Origin of the sequence: Nostoc sp., assembly GCF_036917575.1 — a bacterium.
Taxonomy (GTDB): Bacteria; Cyanobacteriota; Cyanobacteriia; order Cyanobacteriales; family Nostocaceae; genus Nostoc.
The window spans coordinates 43,873-69,507 of record NZ_JBALDC010000022.1 but is presented as its reverse complement, the minus strand read 5'-3'; the positions used below and the strand labels follow the sequence as shown (position 1 = coordinate 69,507).

Sequence of the window (25,635 nt, the reverse complement as noted above, 5' to 3'; positions counted from 1 at the left end):
AAGTCATTAGTCCTTGGTGATTAGTCCTCTCTTACAAAGTTCTGATTGGAGTAAACCTCCGCTCAGACTTTGCGCTTTGTCATTTACCAAGGACAAAGGACAAATGACAACTACACAGTGGTTTGATGGCAACGACTACTAGTCAGAGCGATCGCTATTAATTGTGCTGATAAATTAATTAGCACTATTTCATCTTCTCGCAAAGTGCAAGGTTGTTTCCACTGGAGCGACAATACACCCAAAAGTTGATGGCGGTAATTAATTGGGATCACTAAGTGCGCTTGTACACCCGTATTTTTGTAGTGAATTGCATCAATTAATTTGGTGTCTTTCAGTACATTTGAGGAAACTTGCATTTGTCCGGTGGCGATCGCTTCGGTAGTCAGTGGATCTTGAGATAGCCAATTCTCTATTGTACCTGTATAGCTGTAAGTTCCTTGAGTTGCAACCAGAGTATTTCCATCTGTAAGTTGTAAAATACAGCCGTCTGCCCCAAAAGTTTCACTTACAGCTCTAGTAATGGGAGCGAGAGTTTCTTCTAAGCTAGAAGCTGCTTGAGTTACCTGTACCAAAACACTCAGCAGCGCCATTTGAGCGTGAGCACGGCGTAATTCTTCTGTTCGTTGCTTGAGCAAGTCGTAGGTTTCTGCTGCTCTTTGCACCACTGCCTTCAGTTCCCCTGGGTCCCAAGGCTTGGTAATATATTTGTAGACTTGTCCGGCATTAATCGCTTCTACCAAGTCTTCAATATCAGTAAATCCGGTAAGAATAATTCTCACTGTATCGGGAAACTGAGGTACAGTCTTGCTGAGAAACTCAGTCCCTTTCATTTCTGGCATCCGTTGATCGGAGATAATTACCGCTACTTCACCTTCTGCTGCCAAAACTTGTAGGGCGTTCACCCCACTATCAGCTTTGAGAACATTAAAGTCGCGTCGAAATGTGCGATAAAGTAAATCGAGATTATCTGGCTCATCGTCAACTACCAAGATTTTCAGCTTTTTTGGTCGTTCGAGAGTCATAACTTGAGATTGGACTTTATCAATTTCGAGATTAGGTTTATCCATAAGATATTTCCTTTAAATATTCACTCTATTGTTATATTCCATACCAAGTTTAGTTGAGAATAGCCGAAAACAGCCAAGGGTTTATACGGAGTTGCTTCGCATATTTGAGAACGTTAATAGCGTTCGCTACAGAAGAAATTTGTCTAAATATCTGAATTAAAAAATGTTGCGCTATAAAAACTAACAAAATTAGCGAAACTATGGCAGTTTTAATCGTGAATGAAGTGTAGGTCTAGGTATAGATTAGAATAAGACTTGCTCATGAGGTGTTATAGCCGTAGTCACACAGGTTAGGACATTTGGAAAGAGTGAAAGAAGAGAGTTAGCAATAGTTTTACCTCCTGCCCTCTGCCTCCTGCCTCCTGCCTCCTGCTATAATTAGCCTCTTAAGTTGAAGCTCGCACTCCGATTATGACTGATTTACCACCCAACACTCAGAATCCCGAAGATAATACTACCAACGATGTAGCACAAGAGTTACTGCGAAGACTGAGGCAAAAACAAGGCAACTGGGTGGAATGGGGAACCGCGATCGCCTCGTTGTTAAAAATCGGTTACAACCCTCAAGAAATTTTTGAGGCGACTGGATTTGAGCCGATTCAACAAAACCAGGTGGTTGTTGGTTCTCAAGTTTACAATTCTTTAGAAAAGTTTGGAGTATCGCCAGAAACGCGATCGCACTATACCACACGCGGCAGCGATGTTTTATACGAGCTGCGTTTGCTTACTCAAGAAGAACGCGCCGCCGCCGCCGAACTGATCTTTGTCCACAAACTTGACGCTGATGAGGTGAAGGAAGTGGCAAAAGAAATTAAAGAATTCTCCTATTTCCGTATTTTGCCAGAAGGATTTTCTGCTCATCCTGGAGATGCTGTTGCTCACCAAGTTTGGAAACTGGCACGCCAAAATGCAGATTTACAACAGCGATCGCGCCTAATCGCCAAAGGTTTACGTTTTGCTCACACGCCAGGTGCAAGACAAAAAATCGAACAGTTGCTGACTGATTTTACTACCGTTCCCCAGCGTCCAGCGCCGATTTTTCCCTTTTACCGTCTGGAATTTGAGGAACAGTTACCCCGAATCTTGCCTGTGGTAGGCGAGTTGCCATTATCGCGGCAAGACTTGCAAGCTGTGCCCATAGTGACAGAAATAGAACCATTTCGGATGGTGAAGTTTTCTGGAGAGCAAGCTTGGATACCTTTACCAGGTTGGCAAGTGCTATTGGCGGCAGAAGATCCAGTAGTGATTTTAACGAATAGCGATCGCTTCCAAACCCAAAGCCAAACGGAGCCAGTCGTAGTTGTGGTAGATCGTGCCCAACGAGAATGGGATGCCTCTAGTTATTTTGTGGTCGAAAATGGTGGTGAATTAGATTTTCAGTGGTTTGAAACTGAGCCAGAAATTCCTCTACTAGGACAAATTATTATCATCGTCCGTCCTAAGAAAATTCTAGATGAAGAATTAACTAAAGATTCCTGGCAGATTGACGAATAAATTTAATTTTAGACAGAACTAACTGCGTGATGCGATCAGTTAAGACTGTCCAAACAGCGAATAGCAAATGGCGGTATTGATTCAATTTTTTGTTTGGTCAATGCCCCATCTGCTTTAACTTTCTTAACATGAACTTGGCACTGGCTTGGCAATGCTTTGCCTAAACCCTTGATTTTTCGTTGACTTGTGTAAGTCCATATTTTGAGGGATAATCACATCCCCTGAACAGTCACAAAGTAACGACTGTAACAGGAAAAACCCAAAGTTTTTAAGCTGAAAGTGTATAAAGCACAAAAATTATTTGAATTTTGTAATAACTATATTTTATCACCACAATTATTGAGGAAAAAACAAATTCCTATTTTTTCGATTTAGTTTCATAACCAAACAAACGCAATGGATTTTTTGTTGACAGAAATGACTCAAGCATTATTCAACATAGCCATTACTCGTTTGTAGCTGAACTAGGAGTTTTCCGAAAATGTCTATCACGAAACGTTGTTTGGCCGAATTTATCGGTACATTCTGGCTTGTTTTAGGTGGCTGTGGTAGTGCTGTTATAGCCGCCGCCTACACAGAAGATGCTGCAAGAATCAGTGATAATACTTATTTTCCATTGGGTATTGGATTAGTAGGTGTATCCCTGGCATTTGGGCTTACTGTCCTCACAGGGGCTTATGCTTTTGGTCATATTTCTGGTGGTCATTTCAACCCAGCTGTTTCGTTTGGACTATGGGCAGGTAAGCGCTTTCCGGGGTCTGATTTACTACCTTACATCCTCTCTCAAGTGAGCGGCGCAGTTGTTGCTGGAGGGATTATTTACCTGATTGCTAGCGGCAAAACTGGATTTACGCTGACTGGCTTCAACCCACTGGCTACCAACGGTTATGGTGCTCATTCTCCAGGTGGTTACACGCTATTTGCTTGCCTGATTACTGAAGTTGTGATGACTTTCATGTTTCTGCTGATTATTCTGGGTGTGACTGATAGCCGCGCTCCTAGAGGATTTGCACCACTGGCAATTGGTTTTGGACTCACTTTGATTCACCTAATCAGCATTCCTGTAACTAATACCTCGGTTAATCCTGCTCGTAGTACCGGAGTTGCTCTATTTGCAGGTGTAGAACTCTTTTCGCAAATCTGGCTGTTTTGGATAGCTCCTATCTTGGGAGCTATTTTAGCCGGATGGTTGTACGTAGCTATGTTTAGTGAATCAACTGTGGAAGAACGCTAAAATCTCAAAGAGCTAGTCTAAAAGTCATTTTCAACTGTACGAGTTAGCCCGGTATTTCTGGTTTTTATAGCAGTTCATCAAAACGGGCAATAGTTGGATCTGCATTGTGCCTATAATCAATCTTCAGGTGAGGCTGCACCTACAGCCTGCCGTAGGCATCGCTTGAAATTTCGTTTTTAGATTTCTTAACAATCCCGTGATTGAACAAATAACGCTTGGCTAATTTGTTTAGTCATACGATTGACAGAATATTTAAGTTTATGAAAATTCACGGTGTACAGTTCCCCGACTTTTTTGATAAGTCGGGGAACTTACTTTTCACGAATGATTTAGGGCTGTTATATACACTCTCTTTTAAAAAAAATTAGATTACTATTCTACTAGAAAACAACCAATTTTTTAATTATTCTACATTTTTAATCATTAGACTTATTTACGAATTAATTAGTACAATACAGCATAAATATACATACTATCTCAATTAACGAGACTTGGGTCTTGACAAGGATATTTTGCTTTTTGTTAAAGTTAGGCAAACTTCCGCCTCAATGTACTAGTTAGTGATATTTTGAGCCGGAAGAACCCCCTGCTTTTTAAGGGAGGCTTAAGATATATTTACAGAGAATCACCAAAGATTATTCATATCTGTGGTTTGGGAATTACATTCAACATCTATTTAAAATATAAAATTTGATATGTCAGACTCTAAATTTACTGCTCCTGTTGTTCAAGAATTACTCGACTCAGAATTGTCTGAGCGATCGCTAATTCCTTCTTTGCAGGAAAAGATTCTCACAATCCGCAACAGTCTCCGCCCTGGACAGCAGCAAATGGCTGATTGGCAATCTGGCCCTTTGGCTATTTCAGCCGTTCCTGGTGCAGGCAAATCTACTGGGATGGCGGCAGCAGCAGCGATCGCGATCGCACGTCAATATGAGCGTTCATCCTCTCGCCGTCAGTTGGTAGTTGTTACTTTTACTCGCTCTGCTGCTGCCAATATTAAAGCGAAGATTCGCAAATTCTTACGAGATAATTTATCTTTACCTCAAACGGGATTTTTTGTCTATACCCTACATGGTTTAGCGTTGAACATTGCCAGTCGCCATTCTGATTTATCTGGTTTGCAATTAGAAAATGTTATATTAATTACGCCAACTCAAAGTCACCGCTTTATCAGAACGGCTGTAGAACAATGGATTGTAAATTATCCAGATGTATATTTGCGGTTGTTGGAAGGTCATCAATTTGACGGGGAAGAGACAGAAAGGTTGCGTCGTCAATCAGTGCTGCGAACAGAAGTATTGCCAGAATTGGCTAATACGGTAATTCATGAAGCAAAAAGTTCTGGGATATCGCCAGAAAAATTGCGGGAGTGGAGTAAACAAACCACAGACGAATATGCAATTTTGAGCGTAGCGGCGGGATTGTACGAGCAATATCAAAACTTGATGCGATCGCGTGATTTCATAGATTACGACGATATGATTTTAGCTGCACTGCGCGTTTTAGAAAACGACAGTGCCCGTCACATCGAGCAAAACCAAATATTCGCTGTCTTTGAAGACGAAGCCCAAGATTCTAGCCCTCTTCAAACGCAGCTATTAGAAATTTTGGCAAGTAATCGGGAATATGAGGGGATGAATACAGACGCGATGAATCTCGTCTCTACGCACTTCCCACTAAATTTAGTCCGAGTTGGCGACCCTAACCAGGCAATTAACTCTACCTTTACTCCAGCCGATCCGATTTATTTTCGGCAATTTTGCGAAGAGTGCGATCGCATCGAACGATTGGCAACGATGGATCGAGCTGGTCGCAGTACTAGAATTATCATTGAAGCCGCTAACTTTGCCCTGAAATGGATCAATAATCAGTGGTTAGCAACAACTAAAACCAACAACAAACAACATCCTGACAACCGACAAGTACCATTTCGCTTGCAGACAATTCGCCCTGTGGAAGTTGGCGATCCGCAAGATAACGCCAACCCTGCACCCGTAGGACGAGGATTAGAACTTTATACACCGCGTGACATTCATCACACCGTTGAATTATTATCTCAAAGAGTAATTGAGTTATTTGGTGAAGACCCAACAAAAAATAGTGCCGCGATTTTAGTCCGAGAAAATCGTCAAGGACGATGGTTAGCAGAGGCTCTGACACCTATGTGCAAAGAGCATAAAATTACACTTTATGATGTCGGAGAACGCGATCGCCGTTCCCATGTTCCCCAAGAAATTTTGGCATTATTGCAATTTTGCGATCGCCCCCACTCTCCCGATTACCTCAAAGCTGCTCTAGAAGCATTAGTACAGCGCCAATTAATTCCTACCCAAGACCTCAACGCCCTTGCTAGTCTGCCAGAAGAGTTTTTGTATCCTGGCCCCCTAGCAGAACCCCAGCCAGAAACAGTACAAAAAGCTGCCCGCTTGTGTCGCAGCTTACTCCGCGCTCGTTTAGAATTGCCTCTTTACCAGCTAATTTCCTTTCTCGCCTTGACCTTAAATTACGACCAAGCAGAATTGGCAACTGCTGATAAACTCGCAGAACGGGTAAATCAGCAGATAGCTGGCAATAGTTCGATGGGGGGAATGCTATCAGCTTTAAGTGAAATCGTTAGTTCCGAACGGTTTGAACCAGTGGAAACCGAGGATTCGGAAGAACGTTACACCCGTCGCGGTCAACTGACGATTATCACTATGCACAAAGCTAAAGGGCTAGATTGGGACTATGTGTTTCTTCCCTTTCTGCACGAAAACTTGATTCCTGGCAGATTTTGGGTTCCTCCCCAAAGCCAATTTTTAGGCGACTTTACCTTATCAGAAGTAGCCCGTGCCCAAATTCGCGCTACTCTCCATGAAGAATCTATCATACCGGATGTAAGTCAAGCATGGGAGGTGGCAAAGAATTTGAAAACATCTGAAGAATATCGTTTACTTTATGTTGCCATGACACGAGCAAAGGTTATGCTGTGGATGTCTGCGGCGCAGAAAGCTCCCTTTACTTGGAGTAAACCGGACAATTTACAAGAACAAGCGCCTTGTCCAGTGTTTCCAGCATTAAAACGCCAATTTCCTGAATGTGTGGTGAATTTAGCGGCAATCAGCAAACAAGTATAAGGGATGGGATATTGGGCATTGGGCACTGGGTAAAACAGTTCCGTTAGTGGATAACGAACCGCAGAGGCACAGAGAAGCCAGTGCATTGGGCGGGTTCCCCGACTTGAAGCAACTGGCGCGGCACAAATAAATCAGAGTTTGAGAGATATTCTGCGTAAGTCCCAATAAAGAAACTGAATTAAGAGTGCAACGTCAAACAAATTATGATTGCAATTGCGTTTTAACAATTGATACATAAATATATGAAAAAATCAATCATCCAAGCATCTGCCGTGATTAAAAGCACCTTCCAGTTACCCAAAGGAGTTTTATTAACGCTAGTGTTGACAAGCTTGCTATCCTGCGGATTTGGACTCGTTGAAAATAATTCTGCTAAAGCTATACCTCTGACTAACAGCACTCAATTATCCCAATCGCAAGTAAACGAGTTGCCGAAAGCGATCGCTAATAAAATTTTAGGAGATGCAGCCTTCCGTTCCAGCCTACCTAAACGGGAATTAGAGATTACCCAAGTCACATCGAAAACCTTTGGTAATCCCTGTGAATTCAAATTTGGAGAAGTTTGTACCAGGGAATACAACCCCATTGAAGGCTGGGAAGTAGTTGTCAAAGTCCGCCAAGATTCGTGGACTTACCATGTAGATAAATCTAGAAAGCAAATCCTTTTAGATCCGAAAGTGGTTGCTTTACAAACATTGCCTAAGGCGATCGCAGATGCAATTTTGAGCGATGCCTCAAGCCGTTCTGGGGTGGGAATTACTGATTTAAAAATTACTAAAACTACACCAAAAACTTTTGGTAATCTCTGTCAATTCAACTTTGGCGAAGTCTGCACCCAGCAGTATGATCCCGTGGAAGGTTGGGAAGTGATTCTCAAGGTTAAAGAGCAATCTTGGACTTACCATGTGAATAAATCCACTTCGCAAATAATTTTAGATCCCAAAGTCAACATAATTCGTAATTGATAATTCTTAATTCGTAATTGCAATTAGTGGGAGCTTGAACTCACTACTAATTCTAGATTGCTTAATTTTCAATTTAGCGGGGGCTTGTACCTCTTTAATTACGAATTACGAATTACGAATTAGTAATTATTTGGTCAATGCCACTGAAAAAAGTTAAATAAATCAATGGCTTTGGCTTTTTTTCATCTCCTCATTCCGTGCTTTGACCATCACAGCACGGATATACTCATTTTTACCATTGGTATAAGCCTCGCGATCGCTCGAAAAACTTGCCGCCAAATCGCGTTTTAGAACTTCGTAACGTTTCGCCTCTTCAGGATGCTTTCTCAAATAGTCACAAAATAGCTTGCGTTCCCAAAATTCGCTGTCAATCTCGACTATGTGAATATGATGAGTACGTTGCTTTCCGTATGGTGGCATTCCTTTAACAAAAAACATCCGTCTAGGATCTGGGTTTTCACGCCAATAAACGTATCCCAAAGATTCTAAAGCTAAAATAGCAGATTTTGCATCTACCAAGGAACGCACTCCCACCATGATGTCAATAACTGGTTTGGCTGCCATTCCTGGTACTGCGGTACTACCAATATGTTCAATTTCTACAACGAAGTCATTGCCTAGTAGTTGCCAAATCCGCTCGGCTTCCTCTGTAAACAAAGTCTGCCAACGTGGATCATATTCGACTATATTGACCTCATCCATAGGTGAAATTAATTTGATCTAAAGCGATCGCCGTTGCTTAAATCCTTTATTTAATTGCAGTTATAGCAATTTTAATAGTATATAATAATGGATCGTGTCGAATCAAAGCTAGACCATGCCAAAACTAAAGACTCGTAAAGCTGCGGCAAAGCGATTCCGTGCCACCGGTAGCGGTAAAATCGTCCGTCGTAAAGCGTTCAAAAGCCACCTTTTAGAACACAAATCTTCTAATAAAAAGCGTAGTATGCGTAAGAGTGCCCTTGTACACGAACGCGACGAACTTAACGTGCGGTTGATGATGCCATATTTGTAAGTATTTTAGGAAATAAATTATGACTCGGGTAAAACGCGGTAATGTAGCTCGCAAACGCCGCAATAAAATTCTCAAACTAGCAAAAGGTTTTCGCGGTTCCCATTCAACTCTGTTTAGAACTGCCAACCAACAAGTGATGAAGGCGCTACGGAGTGCCTACCGCGATCGCAAAAAGAAAAAGCGCGATTTTCGTCGCCTCTGGATCGCCCGCATCAACGCTGCTTCTAGGCAACACGGCTTGAGTTACAGCCAGTTGATCGGTAACTTGAAAAAAGCAGAGATCCAACTAAATCGCAAGATGTTGGCGCAATTGGCAGTTCTCGATCCAGCTAGCTTCGGCAAAGTTGCTGAATTGGCACTTCAAGCTAAAGGATAAAGGTGTAAGGGATGTATAACAGATGTAACAAATGGCAAATAATTACTCGGTTACATCTGGTATTATCCGTCACTATATTTTGGATTTTTTGCTTTTCTCTAGTGGGGACAGGATTAACTGCATCTGCTGCCGAAATGTCAGAAATTCAGCAGCGCGGCTATTTAAATGTTGCTGTTAAAGATAACTTGCGTCCCTTGGGATTTAAAGATGACAACGGGAATTTGCAAGGTTTAGAAATTGACTTGGCAAAGCGTTTGGCAGTTGACTTGGTTGGTAAAGCAGAAGCTGTAAAATTTCAACCTGTAGCGAATCGCGATCGCCTGTCTGTAGTCTTAGACAAGAAAGTTGATTTTGCGATCGCTAGAGTCACAGCAACCGAGTCACGCGCCCGCATAGTTAGTTTCAGTGTTCCCTATTATTTGGATGGCACTGTACTAGTTACAAAAGATGCATCTGTGCAGCAGTTGAGCGATCTATCCAAACAAAAAGTTGCCGTACTTAACAACTCCAGCACCATTCCTAAAGTGCGATACTATCTGTCAAACGCCGAGTTAGTAGGAGTGAATTCCTATGAAGAAGCGCGAGAGAAAATAGAAAATAATGCAGCCTTTGCCTTTGCCGCAGATGCTAGTGTTTTAAGCGGTTGGGTACAACAATATCCTCAATATCGGCTATTGCCAATTAAGTTATCAACTGAACCTCTGGCTGTAGTAATGCCCAAGGGATTACAATACGATGAATTAAGACGAAACGTAAATCAAGCGATCGCTCGTTATTTAGAAAAAGGTTGGCTCCAACAACGCTCTCAATATTGGGGTTTACCGTAAATTGGTCATTGGTCATTGGTCATTGGTCATTAGTCATTAACGAATAACAAAGGACAAATGACAAAGGACAAATAACAAACTTTATAATATTTGTATTTGCAGCAATGGATAATAGTCTAGCCGTTGTTTATCTCTCAATTTTGGTGGTTATACTCACAATTGCAGCCGTGAGTGTGTTTCGCCAAATTTTTAAAACTCGCAAGGTTGAAGGCTCTTTTGCAAAGTTGCGAAAGAAGTTAGAGAAAGAAAAGGGTACGACTCAAGAATATTATGAGTTAGCCAGTATTTATTCAGAAAAAAAAATGTATTCTCCAGCGATCGCGCTATTTCAAAAAGCTCTCAAAGCTGCCCAAGAAGAGGAAGAAGCAAATATCGCCCCCATCTACAACGGGTTGGGCTATGTTTATTTTACCCAAGACCAATATGACTTAGCAATTCGTCAGTACAAAGAAGCTATTAAGTCTAAACCAGACTACGTAACAGGATTGAATAATCTTGGTCATGCCTACGAGAAGAAAAAATTAACTACTCAGGCGTTACAAAGTTACGAAGAAGCACTCAAATTTGCTCCAAATAACTCTATTGCTAAACGTCGTGCTGAATCTTTACGCCGTTTGGTATCGGCATAAATAGGGGACTAGGGATTGGGGATTAGGTATTGAGTATTAGAAAAGATTTCCCAGTCCCAAGTCCCTAGTAACCAGTCCCTAAGTATTAACAAATTAATTTCGCTTTCGCCTCTTAATTTATCGGTTTTCACTCTAAAGGTTGGAAATAGATAACTACAAGTCTTTTGTAAAAATGTAAAAGATGATTAAGCGGCTAAAGCGTTTTTTCTGGCTAGCTATTGCCATCATTGTTATCATTTCTATCTCAATCGGATTAATGGAAACATTGACGGCTCAACAGCCTTCAATCTCCCATCCTCTCACTTCGCTAACTGAGGTAGAAATTAGCACAGCTGTTTCGATTATCAAAAGAGAAAAAACTTTGAGCGAAACGGCAGCTTTTCCACTTATTGCTTTACAAGAGCCAGATAAAGAAGAAGTTCTAAATTTTACCCCTGGTAAAGTCTTTGGGCGAAAAATTTTTTTGGTAATCTATGAACGTTCAGAAAACAAAACCTTTGAAGGAATTGTTGACATCAGAAGCAAAACCTTAAGTTCTTGGAAAGAAATAGCATCTGTTCAACCTGCGATTATTAATTCAGAATATGAACTAGCAACTCAGGTGGTTAAAGCCGATCCTCAATGGCAAAAAGCAATGCAAAGGCGGGGAATTACTGATTTTGAGCAAGTCAAAATTAGTTGGTGGGCACCAGGCATTCTGAGTCAACAGGAACAAGCAACAGGTAATCGTCTTTGTCGCGGCTTATTTTACTACAAAGGTAAAAGCTGGAACTATTACGGTAGTCCGATTGAAGGAGTCTTAGCAACAGTCAATTTGAATACAGGTAAAATTGCTAGTTTTGTTGATAGAGGAAATGTACCTTTCTCTAAAGAAAACTGGAATTATGATGTCAATTCCTTGGGGAAATTACTATCACCCCTTAAAGCCTTGAAAAGCCTCCAACCTAATGGTAGAAATTTCCAGATAAAAGACAATGAAATTAACTGGCAAGGTTGGAAGTTTCGCTATTCAATGCATCCTCGTAATGGATTAATGCTCTACCAAGTGACGCATAATGACGGGGAAAAGATTCGACCAGTTTTATACCGCGCTAGTCTCTCAGAAATGGTAGTACCTTATGGCAATCCTGAACCTATTTGGTCATTCAGAAATGCCTTTGATGTTGGAGAATATAACTTAGGTATACTAGCAAATACGATGGAATTAGGTAAAGAAATTCCCGAAAATGGCTTGTTACTAAATGCTGTATTTGCTAATGAGCAGGGAGAACCTTATCAAATACCAGGGGTTATCGGCATCTACGAGCGCGATAACGGAATGCTGTGGAAACACTATGAGTATAATACTCAGCGTAATGATGTCCGTCGCAGCCGAGAATTAGTGATGAAGATGACGGTAGCCATTGATAACTACGATTACAGCATCAATTGGATCTTTCATCAGGATGGGGCTTTGGAAGTCCAAAATGAATTAACAGGTATTATACTGGCGCAAGGAACGGCTGCCCAGAAGCAATCTGATGATGATTCTTATGGTCGGTTAATTGCGAAGAATATCTTTGGAGTAAATCATCAGCACTTTTTCAACTATCGCCTAGATTTTGATGTTGATGGTCAGGCGAATTCTGTGATGGAAATGAATGTGAATGCTTTGCCGATGAATGAGAAAAATCCTTTAGGAAATGCGATCGCAGTTGCAGAAACCCCACTAGCCAAAGAAAGTGCTGCTGTGCGCGATTTGAACATGAAAAGCAGTCGCGAATGGATGATTGTTAGTGCAGACAAAAAGAATATTTTAGGGGCTGCACCCGGATATATGCTAATGCCTGAAGGAAACTCTGTATTTTTCCCGGTGGAAGGCTCAAAAATCCGTCAACGGGCAGAATTTGCAACTCATCACCTCTGGGTAACAAAATATAAACCTACTGAACTTTATGCTGGAGGCGATTATCCGAACCAGACGAAACCCGAACAGGGTTTACCAAAATATATCTCAGACAATGAGTCTTTGCTAAGTGAAGATATCGTACTGTGGTACACAATGGGCCTAACTCATATTCCGCGATCGGAAGATTGGCCTGTAATGCCTGTTCACCGAGTTGGCTTTAAGTTAGTCCCTAGAGGATTCTTTAGCCGGAATCCAGCGATAAATTTGCCAGAGTAAAATATTCGTTTTCTAAAGTTTCCCTTAGTTCAGTTTTTTGTAATCTGTAAACCTGTAACTTGAATGCTGATAAGCTTATCGTAGATCAAACACTGGCAATTTTCACAATAGGATACCTCATGAATTTTCCAGAAATTAATATTCCCGGTGATGGAACACTGCACGCTCGTTTAATCACTTCCTTGGGTGAAATTGTAGTTCGTTTGGAAGAAGAGCGAACTCCTAACACCGTCAAAAATTTTGTCGGTTTAGCAACCGGAACAATCGACTGGAAAGACCCTAAAACTGGTCAATCTGGTAAGGGAACTCCAGCTTACGATGGAGTTCGCTTTCACCGAGTCATCCCTGATTTTATGATTCAGTGTGGCGATCCTCTGAGTCGTTATCTAGATACAGCCAGCCGATGGGGTACTGGTGGGCCAGGATATCAATTTGAAGATGAGTTTCATCCTGAATTGAGACATACTGGTGCAGGTATCCTGTCGATGGCTAATGCCGGACGCGGTACTAATGGTTCGCAATGGTTCATTACAGAAGCACCAACACCTCACCTTGACAAAAAACACAGTGTTTTTGGTGAAGTTGTCGAAGGTCTAGATATAGTCAGCAAGATTGCTAATGTGCCTACAACTAGAGATCGTCCGAATCAAGAAGTGGTGTTAGAAAAAGTAGAAATTTTTCGGAAGTAATTAGCACTTCAATTTGTAGTAAGGACTTTAGTGCTTAAAAAATAAAGACTAAAGTCCTTACTACGAATCTTGCTTATCCATCGAGATTTTGCAGTCCCATCGCAATCTTACTGTGTTTTTCAATTTGCCCCATAACTTGTTTTGCACGTTGAATAACTACGGCTGGTAAACCCGCTAATCTTCCCGCTTCAATTCCATAAGACTTATCAGCACCTCCTGGTTGAACTTGGTGCAAAAAGATAATTTGGTCGGGTAATTCTTTCACTGTCACTTGATAGTTAGCCACATTCGGTATAATACTAGCCAGTTCATTTAATTCATGGTAATGGGTGGCAAAAATTGTCCGCGACCGAATATCCACTGCTATATATTCTGCCACCGCCCAAGCTATGGAAAGACCATCAAATGTTGCTGTCCCGCGACCAATTTCATCTAATAGTACTAACGACCTAGATGTGGCATGGTTGAGAATATTTGCGGTTTCATTCATCTCCACCATAAACGTAGATTGACCAGTTGCTAAATCATCTACTGCACCGACACGGGTGAAAATGCGATCGCATATTCCCAATCTGGCAAACCTTGCTGGTACAAAACTACCAATCTGCGCCATTAACTGAATTAATCCCACTTGACGCAAATAACAACTTTTACCACTGGCGTTTGGCCCGGTAAGAATAATTAAATCGGGACTGTCATTTGTTATTTTTTCTTGGTCATTTGTGATTTGTTCTTGGTCATCTGCTAATGACTCTTGACCTAATTGCGTTGAATTCGGCACAAAGAAACCCGCAGGTAAAGACTGTTCTACTACTGGATGACGGCCATCAACAATGTTTATCTCTCTTCCTGGCAACATTTCGGGACGACAGTAACCTTGATGTACGGCCAACTCAGCCAAACCACACAACACATCCGCCGCCGCCACTGCACGAGATAAATTGCGAATTACTTCCGCTTCTTGTGCTACCTCTTCCCGCAAGGCCGTAAAAATCTCATATTCCAACTGATTTAAATCATCTCGCGCTGTGAGAATTCTAGCTTCTCGTTCTTTCAAATCTGGAGTGATATAACGTTCCTCATTGGTCAAGGTTTGCTTACGGATATAATTAGCGGGTACAAGGTCTGCTTTGGTGCGGGAAATACTGATGTAATAACCAAAGGTTTTGTTAAATCCTACCTTTAGTGTGGAAATTCCTGTCTTAGCTCTCTCATCAACTTCCAAGTTGGCAATCCATTGCTGGTCTGCTTCGACAGTCGCTTTTCTTTCATCCAATAGGGGATTTACACTAGGGCGAATCAATCCGCCTTCTTTAATTAGTATGGGTGGGGACTCTACAAGATGCACGTGTAACTTTTGTGCCAATTCTTCTAACACACTGGGGACTTTCTGTAAAGCTTTCAGGAAGGGAGAACGCGTCTCAATTACTAAATTGGCTAATTCTGGTAAGCGTGAGAGAGAATCTGCTAAAGCTACTAAATCTCTAGCATTAGCTGTACCAGAACCTGTCCTTCCTGTGAGGCGTTCCAAATCGTAAATTTGCTTTAACAACTGGCGTAAATCTTGACGCAGGGGCGTATTTTCCATTAATTCTTGAATGGTATCTTGCCGCGCCCGAATGCCTTTAATATCGACTAACGGTTGCAACAACCACCGCCGCAAAGCGCGCCCACCCATTGCTGTACTAGTTTTATCTAACGCCCAAAGTAAAGAACCGTGAAAAGTACCATCTCGTACAGTTTGGGTAATTTCCAAGTTACGGCGGGTTTGATTGTCAACAATTAGGTAGTCAGTAACAGTATAGCTGCGGAGTCTCTGGAGGGTGATGGGGTTTTCTTTTTGAGTATCTTCCAGGTATTCCAGAAGACCGCCAGCCGCACGAACAGCGAGGGGAAGACGATCGCAACCGAGTCCTTCAAGCGATCGCACCTTAAATTTCTGCAATAATCTTGGTCTAGCTTCACCTTGAGAAAAGGGAAATTGCGATCGCAAACTATAACAAAATGATGGTGGCAAACACTCCGGCAAATGTGGCGAAGTTTCTCCCGGACGCAGCAAACTCCCCAAATCAGGTGCATTTGTCGGAACTAACACCTCTGAAGGTTGCAAGCGCATTAATTCTTGTGTCAAATGTTCTAAATCACTACCTTGAGTAGTGAGAAATTCACCTGTAGAGATATCTGCATAAGCTAAACCCCAATGATTTGCGGCAATTACTACTGCTGCAAGGTAATTATTGCGACTGGATTTTAGCATTCCTTCTTCTAGCAAAGTCCCAGGAGTCAGAATGCGCGTTACTTCTCGTCGCACCAATCTCCCAGCAGCTTCCGAAGCATCTTCCACTTGATCGCAAATTACCACTGCGTAGCCTTTCTCTACCAGCATCGTCGCGTAGCGTTCCCAAGCGTGATGCGGAACACCAGACATCGCCACCCGTCCCTGTTCCCCGGCTTGCTTACTAGTGAGAACTAATTCTAATTCTTGCGCTAGTTTTACTGCATCTTGGAAATAGCATTCAAAGAAATCTCCTACCCGATACAGCAATACCGCGTGAGGATATTTATCCTTTGTCTCGACATAATGCAAGTACATTTGACTTAGCTTACTGCGATCCACCTGTTGATGGTCAGAAATAAAAGTACTTGCATCGGGCTTGGTAGATGGAGTTTCGGAGTGAGAGGCAGTCATAGATGCTATCGAGTTATGCACGGAAATTCCCCAAGATCCGATGATAACGTGATGTGAAAGTTGAATGGCGATCGCTCAAGGATATTTTACCTTCACAGCAGATTGCAAGTTAATCAAGTACAAAAATACCCCTCCCTAACCCCTGCCCTTACAGCTATTTTCAGGTAAATAGACCACGCGGTAGGGGCGCAATACCTTACGTCCCTACTACTCAAACAAAATTATTTCATATTCTAAATTTGGCAACCCCAAATTAAAATGGTAAATGAGTGAGGTTGCAAGTCAAAAAAGATTACTCCTCTTCTTCCTCTTCTTCCTCTTCTTCTTCTCCTTCCTCTTCTTCCTCTTCTTCTTCTCCAAATACTCCGTCTATGAGTTCTTGTGCGCGTTCGTCTGAAATATTTAAGGCTTCCTGAAGCTCAGAGATATAATTTTGTTCGCTTTCGGGTACTTCTTCGTCAACTCCTACCACTAAGATAGCTGTGATGTATGCAGCTTCGCGATAATCTGTATTGGGTAAGGATTCGATAGACTGGGCGATTAAATCTTCTGGTTCTTCTTCTTCAATCAAACTGACAACTTTTTCGTTCAATTCTTCAAAATCTTCTTCAGAGTAATCTTCAAATAAATCAACCTGACCGAGAAATTCACTCAAAGCGTATTCTTCTGTAGAAGAAATACCTTCATCATCAGCCGCTGCGGAAAACAACCCAAGGATTGCGATCGCAACTTCTGGTTCTAGAGCAACTGAACTAACACTACGGCCTTTGGGCAACTTGCGTTTAGACATAATTATCCTCTAAAAGTTACGTGATATTTCAGGAAGTAATACCTTGTGGCTTATAATACTTCCTCGATTTATGATTCCCAAAAGAATACGGAAATATACATTGGGATGAATCTTTTTTTCATAAAAAATACGTAGATAATTATATTACTTGCGTATAAAAAAGTTAAATTGTTTTAAGCAATGAGGTTTTTAGGACTTTTATACGCCACCGCAGCCTAAAAGGATGTTTGAAAATTTATGGTTGATGTATCAAATATTCTTTTACCCCACCCTAACCCTCCCCGTATGTATTGGGGAGGGAACTAGATTCCTGTCTCCCCCCTTTCCAAGGGGGGATTAAGGGGGGTAATCCAGGGAATAGTAAGCACAGTCCAGGAATATGAAAATGCTGATGACAAAACTGTATAACCAAACCTCAGAAAAGCAAAAACGGCAAACTCTCAGAAACAATATGCCCCCATCTGAAAAAATAGTTTGGGCAAAACTTAGAAATCAACAAATTGAAAGCTGTAAATTTCGCAGACAATACAGTATTGACAGATTTGTTGTGGATTTTTATTCTTCGGAATTGAGACTTGCCATAGAAATTGATGGTGATAGTCACTATCAAAATGCAGTTCCAGAATATGATCGCGATCGCCAAGCATTTTTGGAATCAAAAGGTACGAGGATTTTGAGATTTACGAATCAAGAAGTTTATCAAGATATTGATAGTGTGGTGGATAAGATTAGGGAAGTTATTTGTAGGTTGAAAGGAGTTACCCCACCCTAACCCTCCCCTTATAAAGGGGAGGGAACCGGAAATCTTTTTCGCCCCTTCTAAGGGGGGATTAAGGGGGGTAATTCGACTTGTGTGTACACCGTAGCTTATAAAGGGGAGGGAATTAGATGTTTTAGTTTCTCCTTTATGATGTTATTTTGGCGTTCGCATTTGCTGATTTGGCGTTCGCATTTGCTGATTTGGCGTTCGCATTTGCTGATTCGACGTTCGCATTTGCTGATTCGGCGTTCGCATTTGTTGATTTAGCGATCGCATTTGTTGATTCGACGTTCGCATTTGTTGATTCGGCGATCGCATTTGTTGATTCGGCGTTCGCATTTGCTGATTCGGCGTTCGCATTTGTTGATTCGGCGATCGCATTTGCTGATTCGGCGTTCGCATTTGCTGATTTGCCGTTCGCATTTGCTGATTCGGCGTTCGCATTTGTTGATTCGGCGTTGAACTAAGTAAAAAGGAGTGACGAGATTTTATTGCATTGACACCTCACCCGTCACTCCTTATAACTTGCGCGTTGATTAGCTGTTACGCATTGTTAAATTACACCAGCTTACTACTTCATTTATCCTCTAACTAAAGAGAGAGGCAGATAACTATTAAGTTAATATGTGATTCTCTATACAAATATTTTTAATTTATTAATATTTATCTTTGCAATTCTAGATATAGTAGTTTGACTATTGCTTAAAACGTCCTCTTAAACAAGTTAGGAATCTTGTTGTGAATTTAATTAATAGAGAACGTATTTAAAATCACAAACAAACTTAACTTAGATTATATGTCTTTAGTAGTAGTTGCATAATCCTTGTGATGGAAGTTAGGGAAACTATTATTAGTTACTCTTAGTAAAAATGGAAACAATAATTAGCTATAAATTATTCATACAAAGAATAAAAAAGCGGGCTTAATCAATCATATTAGTCATAAATGTAGAGTTTTCCTACTGTGGTATCTGCCATTTGCTAGTAATAATTTTGACTGGTTTATCAGTTAACCGAAAAATTTAGTCCAAATATTAGTATCATCTGAGAACAAGAGATTTAGCACTAGTATTTAGCTGAGTTTACAGAGTTATACCACCAAAGATAGAAGTACTACTTAAAAAAATCTGATATAATAGGTTTTGAAAAAAGATTAAGAAGTAAAAGCTACAATAACCATTTTGTAATTTTCTAGATTCAATTTTGTTTTGAGCATCAAGGTTGAATGCGATACGTGTTATTTAAAAACTGGCACATCTGTAGCGACTGTACGGATATACAGCAGTTTGCAAGTAAATGAAACACAAATGCAGGACTCATAAAAAGTTTCTATCTCCTGCCTCCAGCATCAAAACCCGTGGCTTTGTACTTCATGCAAAAGAAAACTGCTGTAAATTATCAAAAACTTAAAATAAATGTAATTTTATAAGTTCAATTGTGTAAAAATTATAGTTTATAACCACTTAAATTTATCACTCAATTAAATTAAGACTGCTGCAATTTTTTCAAATATTTATCTAGTAGATTTTTTGCTCAACTTCTGCAAGCAAGTAGCGGTTATTTAAAGTGAACATAGAAAAATTTATCCAACGCACAGAAATATTGCACAAGCGTTTATCAGATTTATACCAAACTGCTAGTGTACTACCTTGGATTTCCCCCGAACTGTTGCCGGAAGCTTTTAAGGAACTTTATAACACCTCAAAAATAGCACAATTAGCGGCGGAGGAACTTTATCAACAAAACGAGGAATTAGTAAAAACACGGAATTGGCTAGAAGCAGAACGCCACTACTACCAAGATTTATTTGAGTTAGCGCCAGACGGCTATTTAGTAACTAATACAGAAGGAATCATCCAAGAAGCTAACCTCACCGCAGCTAAGTCGTTGAATATTTCAAAGCATTTTTTAGTGGGAAAACCAATAGTTAACTTTATTCCTCTAGAAGAACGTCAGCAAGTTCGTTACGAACTGATACAGCTATCGAAATCAGACAGAGTTAAAGAGTTATTGGTACGTTTTCAACAACGTCATGGTGATTTCTTTGATGCAGCATTGACTGTGGCAGTTGTCCGTAACAACCAGGGTAAGGCAATCTCTCTGCGCTGGATACTGCGTAACATTACTGAGCGTCAGCACTTAGAATCAGCAAAAGTTAAGGACGATAGTCACATCTTCAACAATCGTCCCCTACAGAAATATACTAAAGGAGAAACTATTGCCCTCCATCCATCAGTAATTTCGTATGTTTCTCAGGGTTTTGTCAAACTCAGTACCTACTGTGAAACGGGTGAAGAAGTGGTGATAGGATTGGCAACAGCAGGAATGGTTTTTGGTTCTAGTTTGACTTCTTTAAGCATTTACCAAGCAACAGCCCTCGCTGATGTTGATCTGGTGTCAATTTACGCGGGAGAGATAGCAGCTTCTCCAACACTTAGCCATACGCTTTTACCAAAAATTAATCAACGGTTACAGCAAACAGAATCTTTTTTAGTTATTTGTGGAAGACGGCGAGTACAAGATCGCTTGCACGATCTATTACAACTTTTGAAACGAGAAGTGGGTGAAACTGTACCAGAAGGAACTTGCCTAAGTGTTCGCCTTACTCACGAAGATATTGCTAACGCCTGTTGTACTACCAGAGTAACAATCACACGATTGATGAGTAAATTACAAGAACAAGGTATAATCAGTTACGACTTTAAAAAACGGATTATCTTGAGAAATTTTGATTAGTTATTTTGCTATAGATTGATGACATTTTTGTTAAGCAAAGATAAGTTGCCAGCCAATCAGGAAAATTGCTATATCTGCAAAAACATGGCTGATGTATCCAGGCCAAATTGAGCAATAATTCAAGTAGCACCATGACCAAATCGCCCCTGCTATAAACACCCCCAATGAGCATAATATTGTCGCACGCCAGTCGAAGTAAGCTGCCAAACCAATAACGTGATGAATCGTAAAAAATAGTGCAGATAGTACAGCCGTAGTCACATAGGTTAGGACGTAATGACAAGCGTGAATGCTAGGAATAGTAATAGTTCGACCTCCTGCCTCCTGCTATACTACAGCTAAAGGACTTGATACCAAAATTTCACATTTACGATAGACAAATCAACGCCAGACAAATTCCTCAAGCAAAGAGTTGATAAATATCCAATATCCTGAACCTACTAAGTAAATCGCAAAACTGTTTAATCCAATTTGCGTTGCTCGCTCGCGAACATATTCAACATCTATCTATATCGCGCCCAGCAGCCAATAAACAATCAACATGATACCTAGCATTAATAGCCCTAATCCGACTCCAGCTAATAAATCGCGTATTTTAGGATATTCAAATTTGAAATTCTCTTTATCGATAAATAATAACCAAGTAATGGGTAGTATCAACAACCAGATTTTAGATAATAAGGCTACTAAATGTCCAGGGAAGCCAGGGAGTATATACAGTTGAGTTGCAATACCAATGCTTGGAACTGGCACAAGTAACAACAGAGCTAGTAGTCTGCCAACCCAAAGATGCGCTTTTTCGGGCTGGGGAAAGGGGAAAGGGAACTGGGTTTGGGATTTAAAACCTTTCCCCCTGCCCCTTATCCCCAGAGGGGGCCCCACCTTCCCTCTTACCCAATAAAGAGCTTTCGTCACGAAAGCGAACTACTAGTAGTGCATTTTTATTTTGGTTAAGTTTTAACATCGGAAAGTTTTGTTATATTTTGATAGTTTTAACTTTTAAACTACATCTATTTTTAAATCCATAGTTTTGATGTCAAGTTAGGGTGATTACTTCTAATAAAATCGAGGAATATGAGTTAGAAAGGTTTTTTGCCTAAGTTCTAACAAACAAGGAATTCAAAATGTACCCAAAATAATGTATATCTGATTGAGGGCGTATTGCTAAAATCGCAATACCTATGACGGGCTACGCCTACGCAGCATTCAAAGCAGCTATGCACACATCTGGCACAAAAATTCCATCATCGGGCTACATCTTAGCATTGGATTTAGGTACAACAGGCAACCGCGCCTTTATATTTAACGTAGACGGCAAGATTGTTGGACAGGCATATAAAGAATTAACTCAGTATTATCCTCAGCCAGGATGGTTAGAACATGACCCTCAACAAATCTGGCAGGATACTTGTTGGGTGATGCAAACCGCAATTGAGAATGCCCAGATTGCACCATCAGCGATCGCAGCTTTGGGACTAACTGTACAGCGCGAAACCTGTTTGATTTGGGACAAAACTACTGGTAAACCACTCCATAATGCGATCGTCTGGCAAGATCGCCGCACTGCTCCTTTTTGCCACCAGTTACAACAGCAAGGCTACGCTGATGAAATTTACGATCGCACCGGATTAATCATTGATGCCTATTTTTCCGCTACCAAGCTCAGATGGCTATTAGACAATTGTACTGATATCGATCTAAACAATGTCTTAGCAGGTACTATTGATACCTGGGTGTTGTGGAACCTCACAGGTAGGAAAGTCCATGCTACTGACCACAGCAACGCCAGCCGTACAATGTTGATGAATCTCAAAACCTGTGAATGGGATGAGATTTTGCTGGATCTGTTTCAGATTCCGGCTCAGATTTTGCCCCAGATTCAACCGAGTTTAGGAGTATTTGGAGTCACTGATGCGACTTTGTTGGGCGCTGAAATACCGATTACAGCCATCTTAGGAGATCAGCAAGCGGCTCTATTTGGTCATGGCTGCGATCGCCCCGGCTTAATCAAATGCACTTATGGTACTGGTAGCTTTTTGGTTGCTCATACAAGCGATCAAATTGTGCGCTCTCGCCATCAACTTATTTCTACAGTGGCATGGACACAAGCAAATACCAAAGATACTTTAGATGTCGGCTATGCCTTAGAAGGCAGTATGTTTACTAGTGGCGCTTGTATTCAATGGTTGCGCGATCGCCTGAAGTTGATTAAAACTGCTGCTGAAACTGAAGCGATGGCCAATCAGGTAAAAGATAATGGCGGAGTCTACTTTGTACCTGCATTTAGTGGACTGGGCGCACCCTATTGGGATATGAGTGCCAGGGGAGCTTTTTTCGGCATTACCGCCAGTGTACAACCAGAGCATCTAGTTCGCGCCGTCTTGGAAGCGATCGCTTATCAAGTTCTGGAGGTGGTGCAAGCGATAAACGCATCCAGCAGTACTCCAGTTGGGCGATTAACCGTAGATGGTGGTGCTTGCGAGAATAATTTTTTGATGCAGTTTCAAGCTGATGTGTTAGGTATTCCAGTTGAACGCCCGATGATGCGCGATACGACCGTTCAGGGTGCAGCATTTGCGGCAGGTTTAGCTGTAGGATTTTGGGAAAGCTATGAAGCACTGGTAAAACAACGGCAAATTGAGCGTGTGTTTGAGCCAAAGAGTGATTTCCCCTTATCCAACTTTGGTACTTGGCAAAAGGCAGTGAAACGTACTTTGGCTTGGGAGAAGTAGCCGATCAAAATTAATCAGTCAAAATATCACTCACATATAAGAAGCGCATGACTACTAAACCGAAGATTTTCATTGATGGAGAATCAGGAACCACAGGCTTACAAATTTACTCACGCCTAAACCATCGGGATGACATTGAGTTAGTTAGCATTGAAGCATCTAAACGTAAGGATGCAACCGAGCGAACCAAACTAATCAATGCTGTTGATGTTATCATTCTCTGCTTACCTGATGATGCAGCCCGCGAAGCTGTTAGCTTAGTCAGTAATACTAAAGTTAAGATCCTTGATGCTAGCACTGCCCATCGCACGGCTAAGGACTGGGTATATGGTTTCCCTGAACTAAATCCAGGACAGCGAGAGAAAATCGCCAGCGCCCAGTTTGTCAGCAATCCAGGCTGTTATCCCACAGGATTTTTAGCTTGTATCCGTCCGTTGATTGCCAAAGGACTCCTGAATAGCAACTTTCCCATCACCGTTAATGCAGTGTCAGGTTACTCTGGTGGCGGAAAGAATCTGATTATACAGTATCATACCTTCCACGAACAGCAAGCCGGTGCAGAGTCGCTCCACCCTTATGGTATCTACGGTTTGCAGTTTGGGCATAAGCACGTCAAAGAAATGCAGCAGTATTCAGGGTTAGCATCACCGCCGCTTTTTGTACCAGCTGTGGGAGATTTTGAGCAAGGGATGCTGGTACAGATACCTTTACCACTAGCGACTTTGGATAATCCACTATCAGGTAAGATTATTCATCAAGCGATCGCTGATTACTACCAAAGTGAAAAGTTTGTGCAGGTTGCTCCATTCCAAGATTCAACTCTGCTGAGAGACGGAACATTTCTAGATGCGATCGCACTCAACGATACTAATATTGTTCAGGTTTTTGTATTTGCTAATGATACTACCAAAGAAGTCTTACTAGTTGCTCGTCTTGACAATCTGGGTAAAGGCGCATCAGGAGCCGCAGTTCAAAACCTAAATATCATGCTCGGTTTTCCAGAAGAGTTAGGATTGTCATGAAAGAGAGTTAAGCACTGAGGAGCAGAGGAGAAGTTGTAGTAAATTTATTCCTCTCTGCTTCTTGTGCCCAATGCCCATTATCTTGATTTTTCTTTCAGTTCCTCAAGCAATTGAATTACATTATGCTCAAATGCTTTGTTTCGCTGTTGAACTGATTCAATTAACGGTTTATCAAACAAATTAATGACATACTTGCCGAATTGAATACCTAAAGGTCTTAAATGTCCACCTGCTACAGTTTTCCGAAAATCTTCAGGTGGCTTTTGCAGAATATTAGTAAACCATTCACAGGTTGATTTAGCAATATTATCTGATTTGAAACAGACTAAACCCATGATCTTAAATAGCTTACTATCCTTGATTAAATTTCGGGTTTCTTGAACAGTTGGTTTCACACCCCAACCAAGATTATCAATGATATCCGCTAAAAATTGAGGACGAATTGCGCTCCCTGTGTCAGCAATAGCAGGTGCTAATAAGATAGAAACTTGTCCTTTAATGAAAATACTATTAATTTTGATTTTCCGACCTACATAAGTACAAATTAATTTTTCAACTTCATCCCTTTTTCGGATTAGTTCATCAAATAGAACATTAATATCTGCAATAACACTTTTTATATGTGAATCATCAGAAGTATGAGCTAACAGGTTACGAATAAACTGTTCTCTATGTTGAGCTTTTGCAGGTAGAGCAGTAAATCCTTCTAATAAAGAGATATATTTACAGCCAAGGCTATGTCCAATCCAAGAAAAGTTTTTATCATCTAAATAGGCTTCATAATCGTATCCCTCAACAGTTGCCATTTTCACAAGCTCTGGCAGAATTTCATACTGCTCTTTCATGAGAAAACCAGCTTCTACATAATGGTTAAAAGTAAAATTAAACGGCAAAAGAATAATTGTATATCCTTGCTCGAATAGAGATTGAAGCAGATAACTATAAAAAAGCATAGGGCCAAATGTTCCAAAGAAAGCCCCAGCAATAAATTGAATTACTCCTTTAGGCTTTGGATGTAGAGCAACCCAACTGTGAGAAACTGGTTTAAATCTCAGTTTTAGATTCATATTTACCATGACTTATTTGTAGGTATATGCTGAATCTCCAAACTGAAATTGCTGCTTTTCGGATTATTCAAAAGATATTTTTACAAAATCGAGATACTTTAGCGAACTGCGATCGCCTCGTTACCGAACAGCCTGAACTCTCCTAATAATGTTAATTTCACTAGTTAGCAGTGGTTAAACCAGGGCAAACGCATCTAAATATTGACGAGCTTGAATAAGGGTGAAATACACCCCTTCTCCAACCACATAAGGCTTTCAGTA

22 protein-coding genes are annotated in these 25,635 nt (G+C 41.0%); 14 read left to right on the top strand and 8 right to left on the bottom strand.

Annotation, left to right across the window (positions count from 1 at the left end):
• Window positions 1-110: 110 nt before the first annotated feature.
• Window positions 111-1,067 carry a response regulator gene (locus tag V7K79_RS05405; protein ID WP_335045410.1) on the bottom strand — a complete coding sequence of 319 codons (957 nt, stop codon included), beginning with the start codon at window positions 1,065-1,067 and terminating at the stop codon, window positions 111-113.
• 411 nt (window positions 1,068-1,478) lie between these two features.
• Between V7K79_RS05405 and V7K79_RS05400 the strand changes: the two genes are divergently transcribed.
• From V7K79_RS05400 to V7K79_RS05385, 4 genes are all read left to right on the top strand, one after another.
• On the top strand, window positions 1,479-2,561 hold the full coding sequence (locus V7K79_RS05400; RefSeq protein WP_335045408.1) for a RuBisCO accumulation factor 1: 1,083 nt from the start codon (window positions 1,479-1,481) through the stop codon (window positions 2,559-2,561).
• 481 nt (window positions 2,562-3,042) lie between these two features.
• Window positions 3,043-3,795 carry an aquaporin Z gene (gene aqpZ, locus V7K79_RS05395; protein WP_335045407.1) on the top strand — a complete coding sequence of 251 codons (753 nt, stop codon included), beginning with the start codon at window positions 3,043-3,045 and terminating at the stop codon, window positions 3,793-3,795.
• 695 nt (window positions 3,796-4,490) lie between these two features.
• Window positions 4,491-6,914 (top strand): ATP-dependent helicase, encoded by a 2,424-nt coding sequence (locus tag V7K79_RS05390; protein ID WP_335045406.1) that lies wholly within the window; start codon window positions 4,491-4,493, stop codon window positions 6,912-6,914.
• A gap of 242 nt (window positions 6,915-7,156) precedes the next feature.
• A complete protein-coding gene (locus tag V7K79_RS05385; RefSeq protein WP_335045404.1) occupies window positions 7,157-7,879 on the top strand; it encodes a hypothetical protein in 723 nt (240 codons plus the stop codon).
• 162 nt (window positions 7,880-8,041) lie between these two features.
• Here the strand turns inward: V7K79_RS05385 and V7K79_RS05380 are convergent, their stop codons facing one another.
• Complete coding sequence (locus V7K79_RS05380; RefSeq protein WP_335045402.1) at window positions 8,042-8,581, bottom strand: GrpB family protein; 540 nt, start codon at window positions 8,579-8,581, stop codon at window positions 8,042-8,044.
• Window positions 8,582-8,696: 115 nt separating this feature from the next.
• On the opposite strand from V7K79_RS05380, the gene rpmI reads away from it, so the two are divergent.
• The 6 genes from rpmI (at window position 8,697) to V7K79_RS05350 (ending at window position 13,579) form a co-directional block, all read left to right on the top strand.
• The gene (gene rpmI, locus V7K79_RS05375) at window positions 8,697-8,894 is read left to right on the top strand and encodes a 50S ribosomal protein L35 (RefSeq protein WP_335045401.1); all 198 of its coding nucleotides are present in this window, start codon (window positions 8,697-8,699) and stop codon (window positions 8,892-8,894) included.
• A gap of 19 nt (window positions 8,895-8,913) precedes the next feature.
• Window positions 8,914-9,270: a 50S ribosomal protein L20 gene (gene rplT / locus V7K79_RS05370; protein WP_335045399.1), complete on the top strand. Its 357-nt coding sequence runs from the start codon at window positions 8,914-8,916 to the stop codon at window positions 9,268-9,270.
• A gap of 11 nt (window positions 9,271-9,281) precedes the next feature.
• Window positions 9,282-10,097: a transporter substrate-binding domain-containing protein gene (locus tag V7K79_RS05365; protein WP_335045398.1), complete on the top strand. Its 816-nt coding sequence runs from the start codon at window positions 9,282-9,284 to the stop codon at window positions 10,095-10,097.
• 104 nt (window positions 10,098-10,201) lie between these two features.
• Entirely contained in the window at window positions 10,202-10,726 is a 525-nt protein-coding gene (locus tag V7K79_RS05360; protein ID WP_335045396.1) for a tetratricopeptide repeat protein, read from the top strand.
• A 181-nt stretch (window positions 10,727-10,907) separates the two neighbouring features.
• On the top strand, window positions 10,908-12,890 hold the full coding sequence (locus V7K79_RS05355; RefSeq protein WP_335045394.1) for a primary-amine oxidase: 1,983 nt from the start codon (window positions 10,908-10,910) through the stop codon (window positions 12,888-12,890).
• A 119-nt stretch (window positions 12,891-13,009) separates the two neighbouring features.
• Window positions 13,010-13,579, top strand: a complete 570-nt coding sequence (locus V7K79_RS05350) for a peptidylprolyl isomerase (protein WP_335045393.1) — start codon at window positions 13,010-13,012, stop codon at window positions 13,577-13,579.
• A gap of 73 nt (window positions 13,580-13,652) precedes the next feature.
• Here V7K79_RS05350 and mutS read toward each other — a convergent pair whose 3' ends face one another.
• Window positions 13,653-16,268 carry a DNA mismatch repair protein MutS gene (gene mutS, locus V7K79_RS05345; protein ID WP_335045446.1) on the bottom strand — a complete coding sequence of 872 codons (2,616 nt, stop codon included), beginning with the start codon at window positions 16,266-16,268 and terminating at the stop codon, window positions 13,653-13,655.
• A 292-nt stretch (window positions 16,269-16,560) separates the two neighbouring features.
• On the bottom strand, window positions 16,561-17,058 hold the full coding sequence (locus V7K79_RS05340; protein WP_335045391.1) for a tellurite resistance TerB family protein: 498 nt from the start codon (window positions 17,056-17,058) through the stop codon (window positions 16,561-16,563).
• 385 nt (window positions 17,059-17,443) lie between these two features.
• On the opposite strand from V7K79_RS05340, the gene V7K79_RS05335 reads away from it, so the two are divergent.
• Window positions 17,444-17,830, top strand: a complete 387-nt coding sequence (locus V7K79_RS05335; RefSeq protein WP_335045389.1) for an endonuclease domain-containing protein — start codon at window positions 17,444-17,446, stop codon at window positions 17,828-17,830.
• 141 nt (window positions 17,831-17,971) lie between these two features.
• On the opposite strand, the gene V7K79_RS05330 is transcribed toward V7K79_RS05335, so the two are convergent.
• The gene (locus V7K79_RS05330; protein WP_335045388.1) at window positions 17,972-18,262 is read right to left on the bottom strand and encodes a hypothetical protein; all 291 of its coding nucleotides are present in this window, start codon (window positions 18,260-18,262) and stop codon (window positions 17,972-17,974) included.
• A 1,121-nt stretch (window positions 18,263-19,383) separates the two neighbouring features.
• Here V7K79_RS05330 and V7K79_RS05325 point away from each other — a divergent pair.
• Window positions 19,384-20,553: a PAS domain S-box protein gene (locus V7K79_RS05325; protein WP_335045385.1), complete on the top strand. Its 1,170-nt coding sequence runs from the start codon at window positions 19,384-19,386 to the stop codon at window positions 20,551-20,553.
• A 30-nt stretch (window positions 20,554-20,583) separates the two neighbouring features.
• On the opposite strand, the gene V7K79_RS05320 is transcribed toward V7K79_RS05325, so the two are convergent.
• Both V7K79_RS05320 and V7K79_RS05315 read right to left on the bottom strand, forming a co-directional pair.
• The gene (locus V7K79_RS05320; RefSeq protein ID WP_335045383.1) at window positions 20,584-20,814 is read right to left on the bottom strand and encodes a CPBP family glutamic-type intramembrane protease; all 231 of its coding nucleotides are present in this window, start codon (window positions 20,812-20,814) and stop codon (window positions 20,584-20,586) included.
• A gap of 246 nt (window positions 20,815-21,060) precedes the next feature.
• Complete coding sequence (locus tag V7K79_RS05315; RefSeq protein WP_335045381.1) at window positions 21,061-21,306, bottom strand: hypothetical protein; 246 nt, start codon at window positions 21,304-21,306, stop codon at window positions 21,061-21,063.
• 464 nt (window positions 21,307-21,770) lie between these two features.
• On the opposite strand from V7K79_RS05315, the gene glpK reads away from it, so the two are divergent.
• A complete protein-coding gene (glpK, locus tag V7K79_RS05310) occupies window positions 21,771-23,285 on the top strand; it encodes a glycerol kinase GlpK (protein WP_335045444.1) in 1,515 nt (504 codons plus the stop codon).
• Window positions 23,286-23,332: 47 nt separating this feature from the next.
• A complete protein-coding gene (gene argC / locus V7K79_RS05305; RefSeq protein WP_335045379.1) occupies window positions 23,333-24,307 on the top strand; it encodes an N-acetyl-gamma-glutamyl-phosphate reductase in 975 nt (324 codons plus the stop codon).
• Between the two features lie 77 nt (window positions 24,308-24,384).
• On the opposite strand, the gene V7K79_RS05300 is transcribed toward argC, so the two are convergent.
• Window positions 24,385-25,374, bottom strand: a complete 990-nt coding sequence (locus V7K79_RS05300) for a DUF1350 family protein (protein ID WP_335045378.1) — start codon at window positions 25,372-25,374, stop codon at window positions 24,385-24,387.
• Between the last annotated feature and the right edge of the window lie 261 nt (window positions 25,375-25,635).

Coding starts and splice junctions, on each gene's coding strand:
- V7K79_RS05300 (WP_335045378.1), bottom strand. CDS start 25,374: ATGAATCTAAAACTGAGATTTAAACCAGTTTCTCACAGTTGGGTTGCT.
- V7K79_RS05380 (WP_335045402.1), bottom strand. CDS start 8,581: ATGGATGAGGTCAATATAGTCGAATATGATCCACGTTGGCAGACTTTG.
- V7K79_RS05385 (WP_335045404.1), top strand. CDS start 7,157: ATGAAAAAATCAATCATCCAAGCATCTGCCGTGATTAAAAGCACCTTC.
- V7K79_RS05340 (WP_335045391.1), bottom strand. CDS start 17,058: ATGTCTAAACGCAAGTTGCCCAAAGGCCGTAGTGTTAGTTCAGTTGCT.
- V7K79_RS05355 (WP_335045394.1), top strand. CDS start 10,908: ATGATTAAGCGGCTAAAGCGTTTTTTCTGGCTAGCTATTGCCATCATT.
- V7K79_RS05335 (WP_335045389.1), top strand. CDS start 17,444: ATGCTGATGACAAAACTGTATAACCAAACCTCAGAAAAGCAAAAACGG.
- rplT (WP_335045399.1), top strand. CDS start 8,914: ATGACTCGGGTAAAACGCGGTAATGTAGCTCGCAAACGCCGCAATAAA.
- mutS (WP_335045446.1), bottom strand. CDS start 16,268: ATGACTGCCTCTCACTCCGAAACTCCATCTACCAAGCCCGATGCAAGT.
- V7K79_RS05360 (WP_335045396.1), top strand. CDS start 10,202: ATGGATAATAGTCTAGCCGTTGTTTATCTCTCAATTTTGGTGGTTATA.
- rpmI (WP_335045401.1), top strand. CDS start 8,697: ATGCCAAAACTAAAGACTCGTAAAGCTGCGGCAAAGCGATTCCGTGCC.
- V7K79_RS05390 (WP_335045406.1), top strand. CDS start 4,491: ATGTCAGACTCTAAATTTACTGCTCCTGTTGTTCAAGAATTACTCGAC.
- aqpZ (WP_335045407.1), top strand. CDS start 3,043: ATGTCTATCACGAAACGTTGTTTGGCCGAATTTATCGGTACATTCTGG.
- V7K79_RS05405 (WP_335045410.1), bottom strand. CDS start 1,067: ATGGATAAACCTAATCTCGAAATTGATAAAGTCCAATCTCAAGTTATG.
- V7K79_RS05330 (WP_335045388.1), bottom strand. CDS start 18,262: ATGCGAACGCCGAATCAGCAAATGCGAACGGCAAATCAGCAAATGCGA.
- V7K79_RS05400 (WP_335045408.1), top strand. CDS start 1,479: ATGACTGATTTACCACCCAACACTCAGAATCCCGAAGATAATACTACC.
- V7K79_RS05365 (WP_335045398.1), top strand. CDS start 9,282: ATGTATAACAGATGTAACAAATGGCAAATAATTACTCGGTTACATCTG.
- V7K79_RS05350 (WP_335045393.1), top strand. CDS start 13,010: ATGAATTTTCCAGAAATTAATATTCCCGGTGATGGAACACTGCACGCT.
- argC (WP_335045379.1), top strand. CDS start 23,333: ATGACTACTAAACCGAAGATTTTCATTGATGGAGAATCAGGAACCACA.
- glpK (WP_335045444.1), top strand. CDS start 21,771: ATGCACACATCTGGCACAAAAATTCCATCATCGGGCTACATCTTAGCA.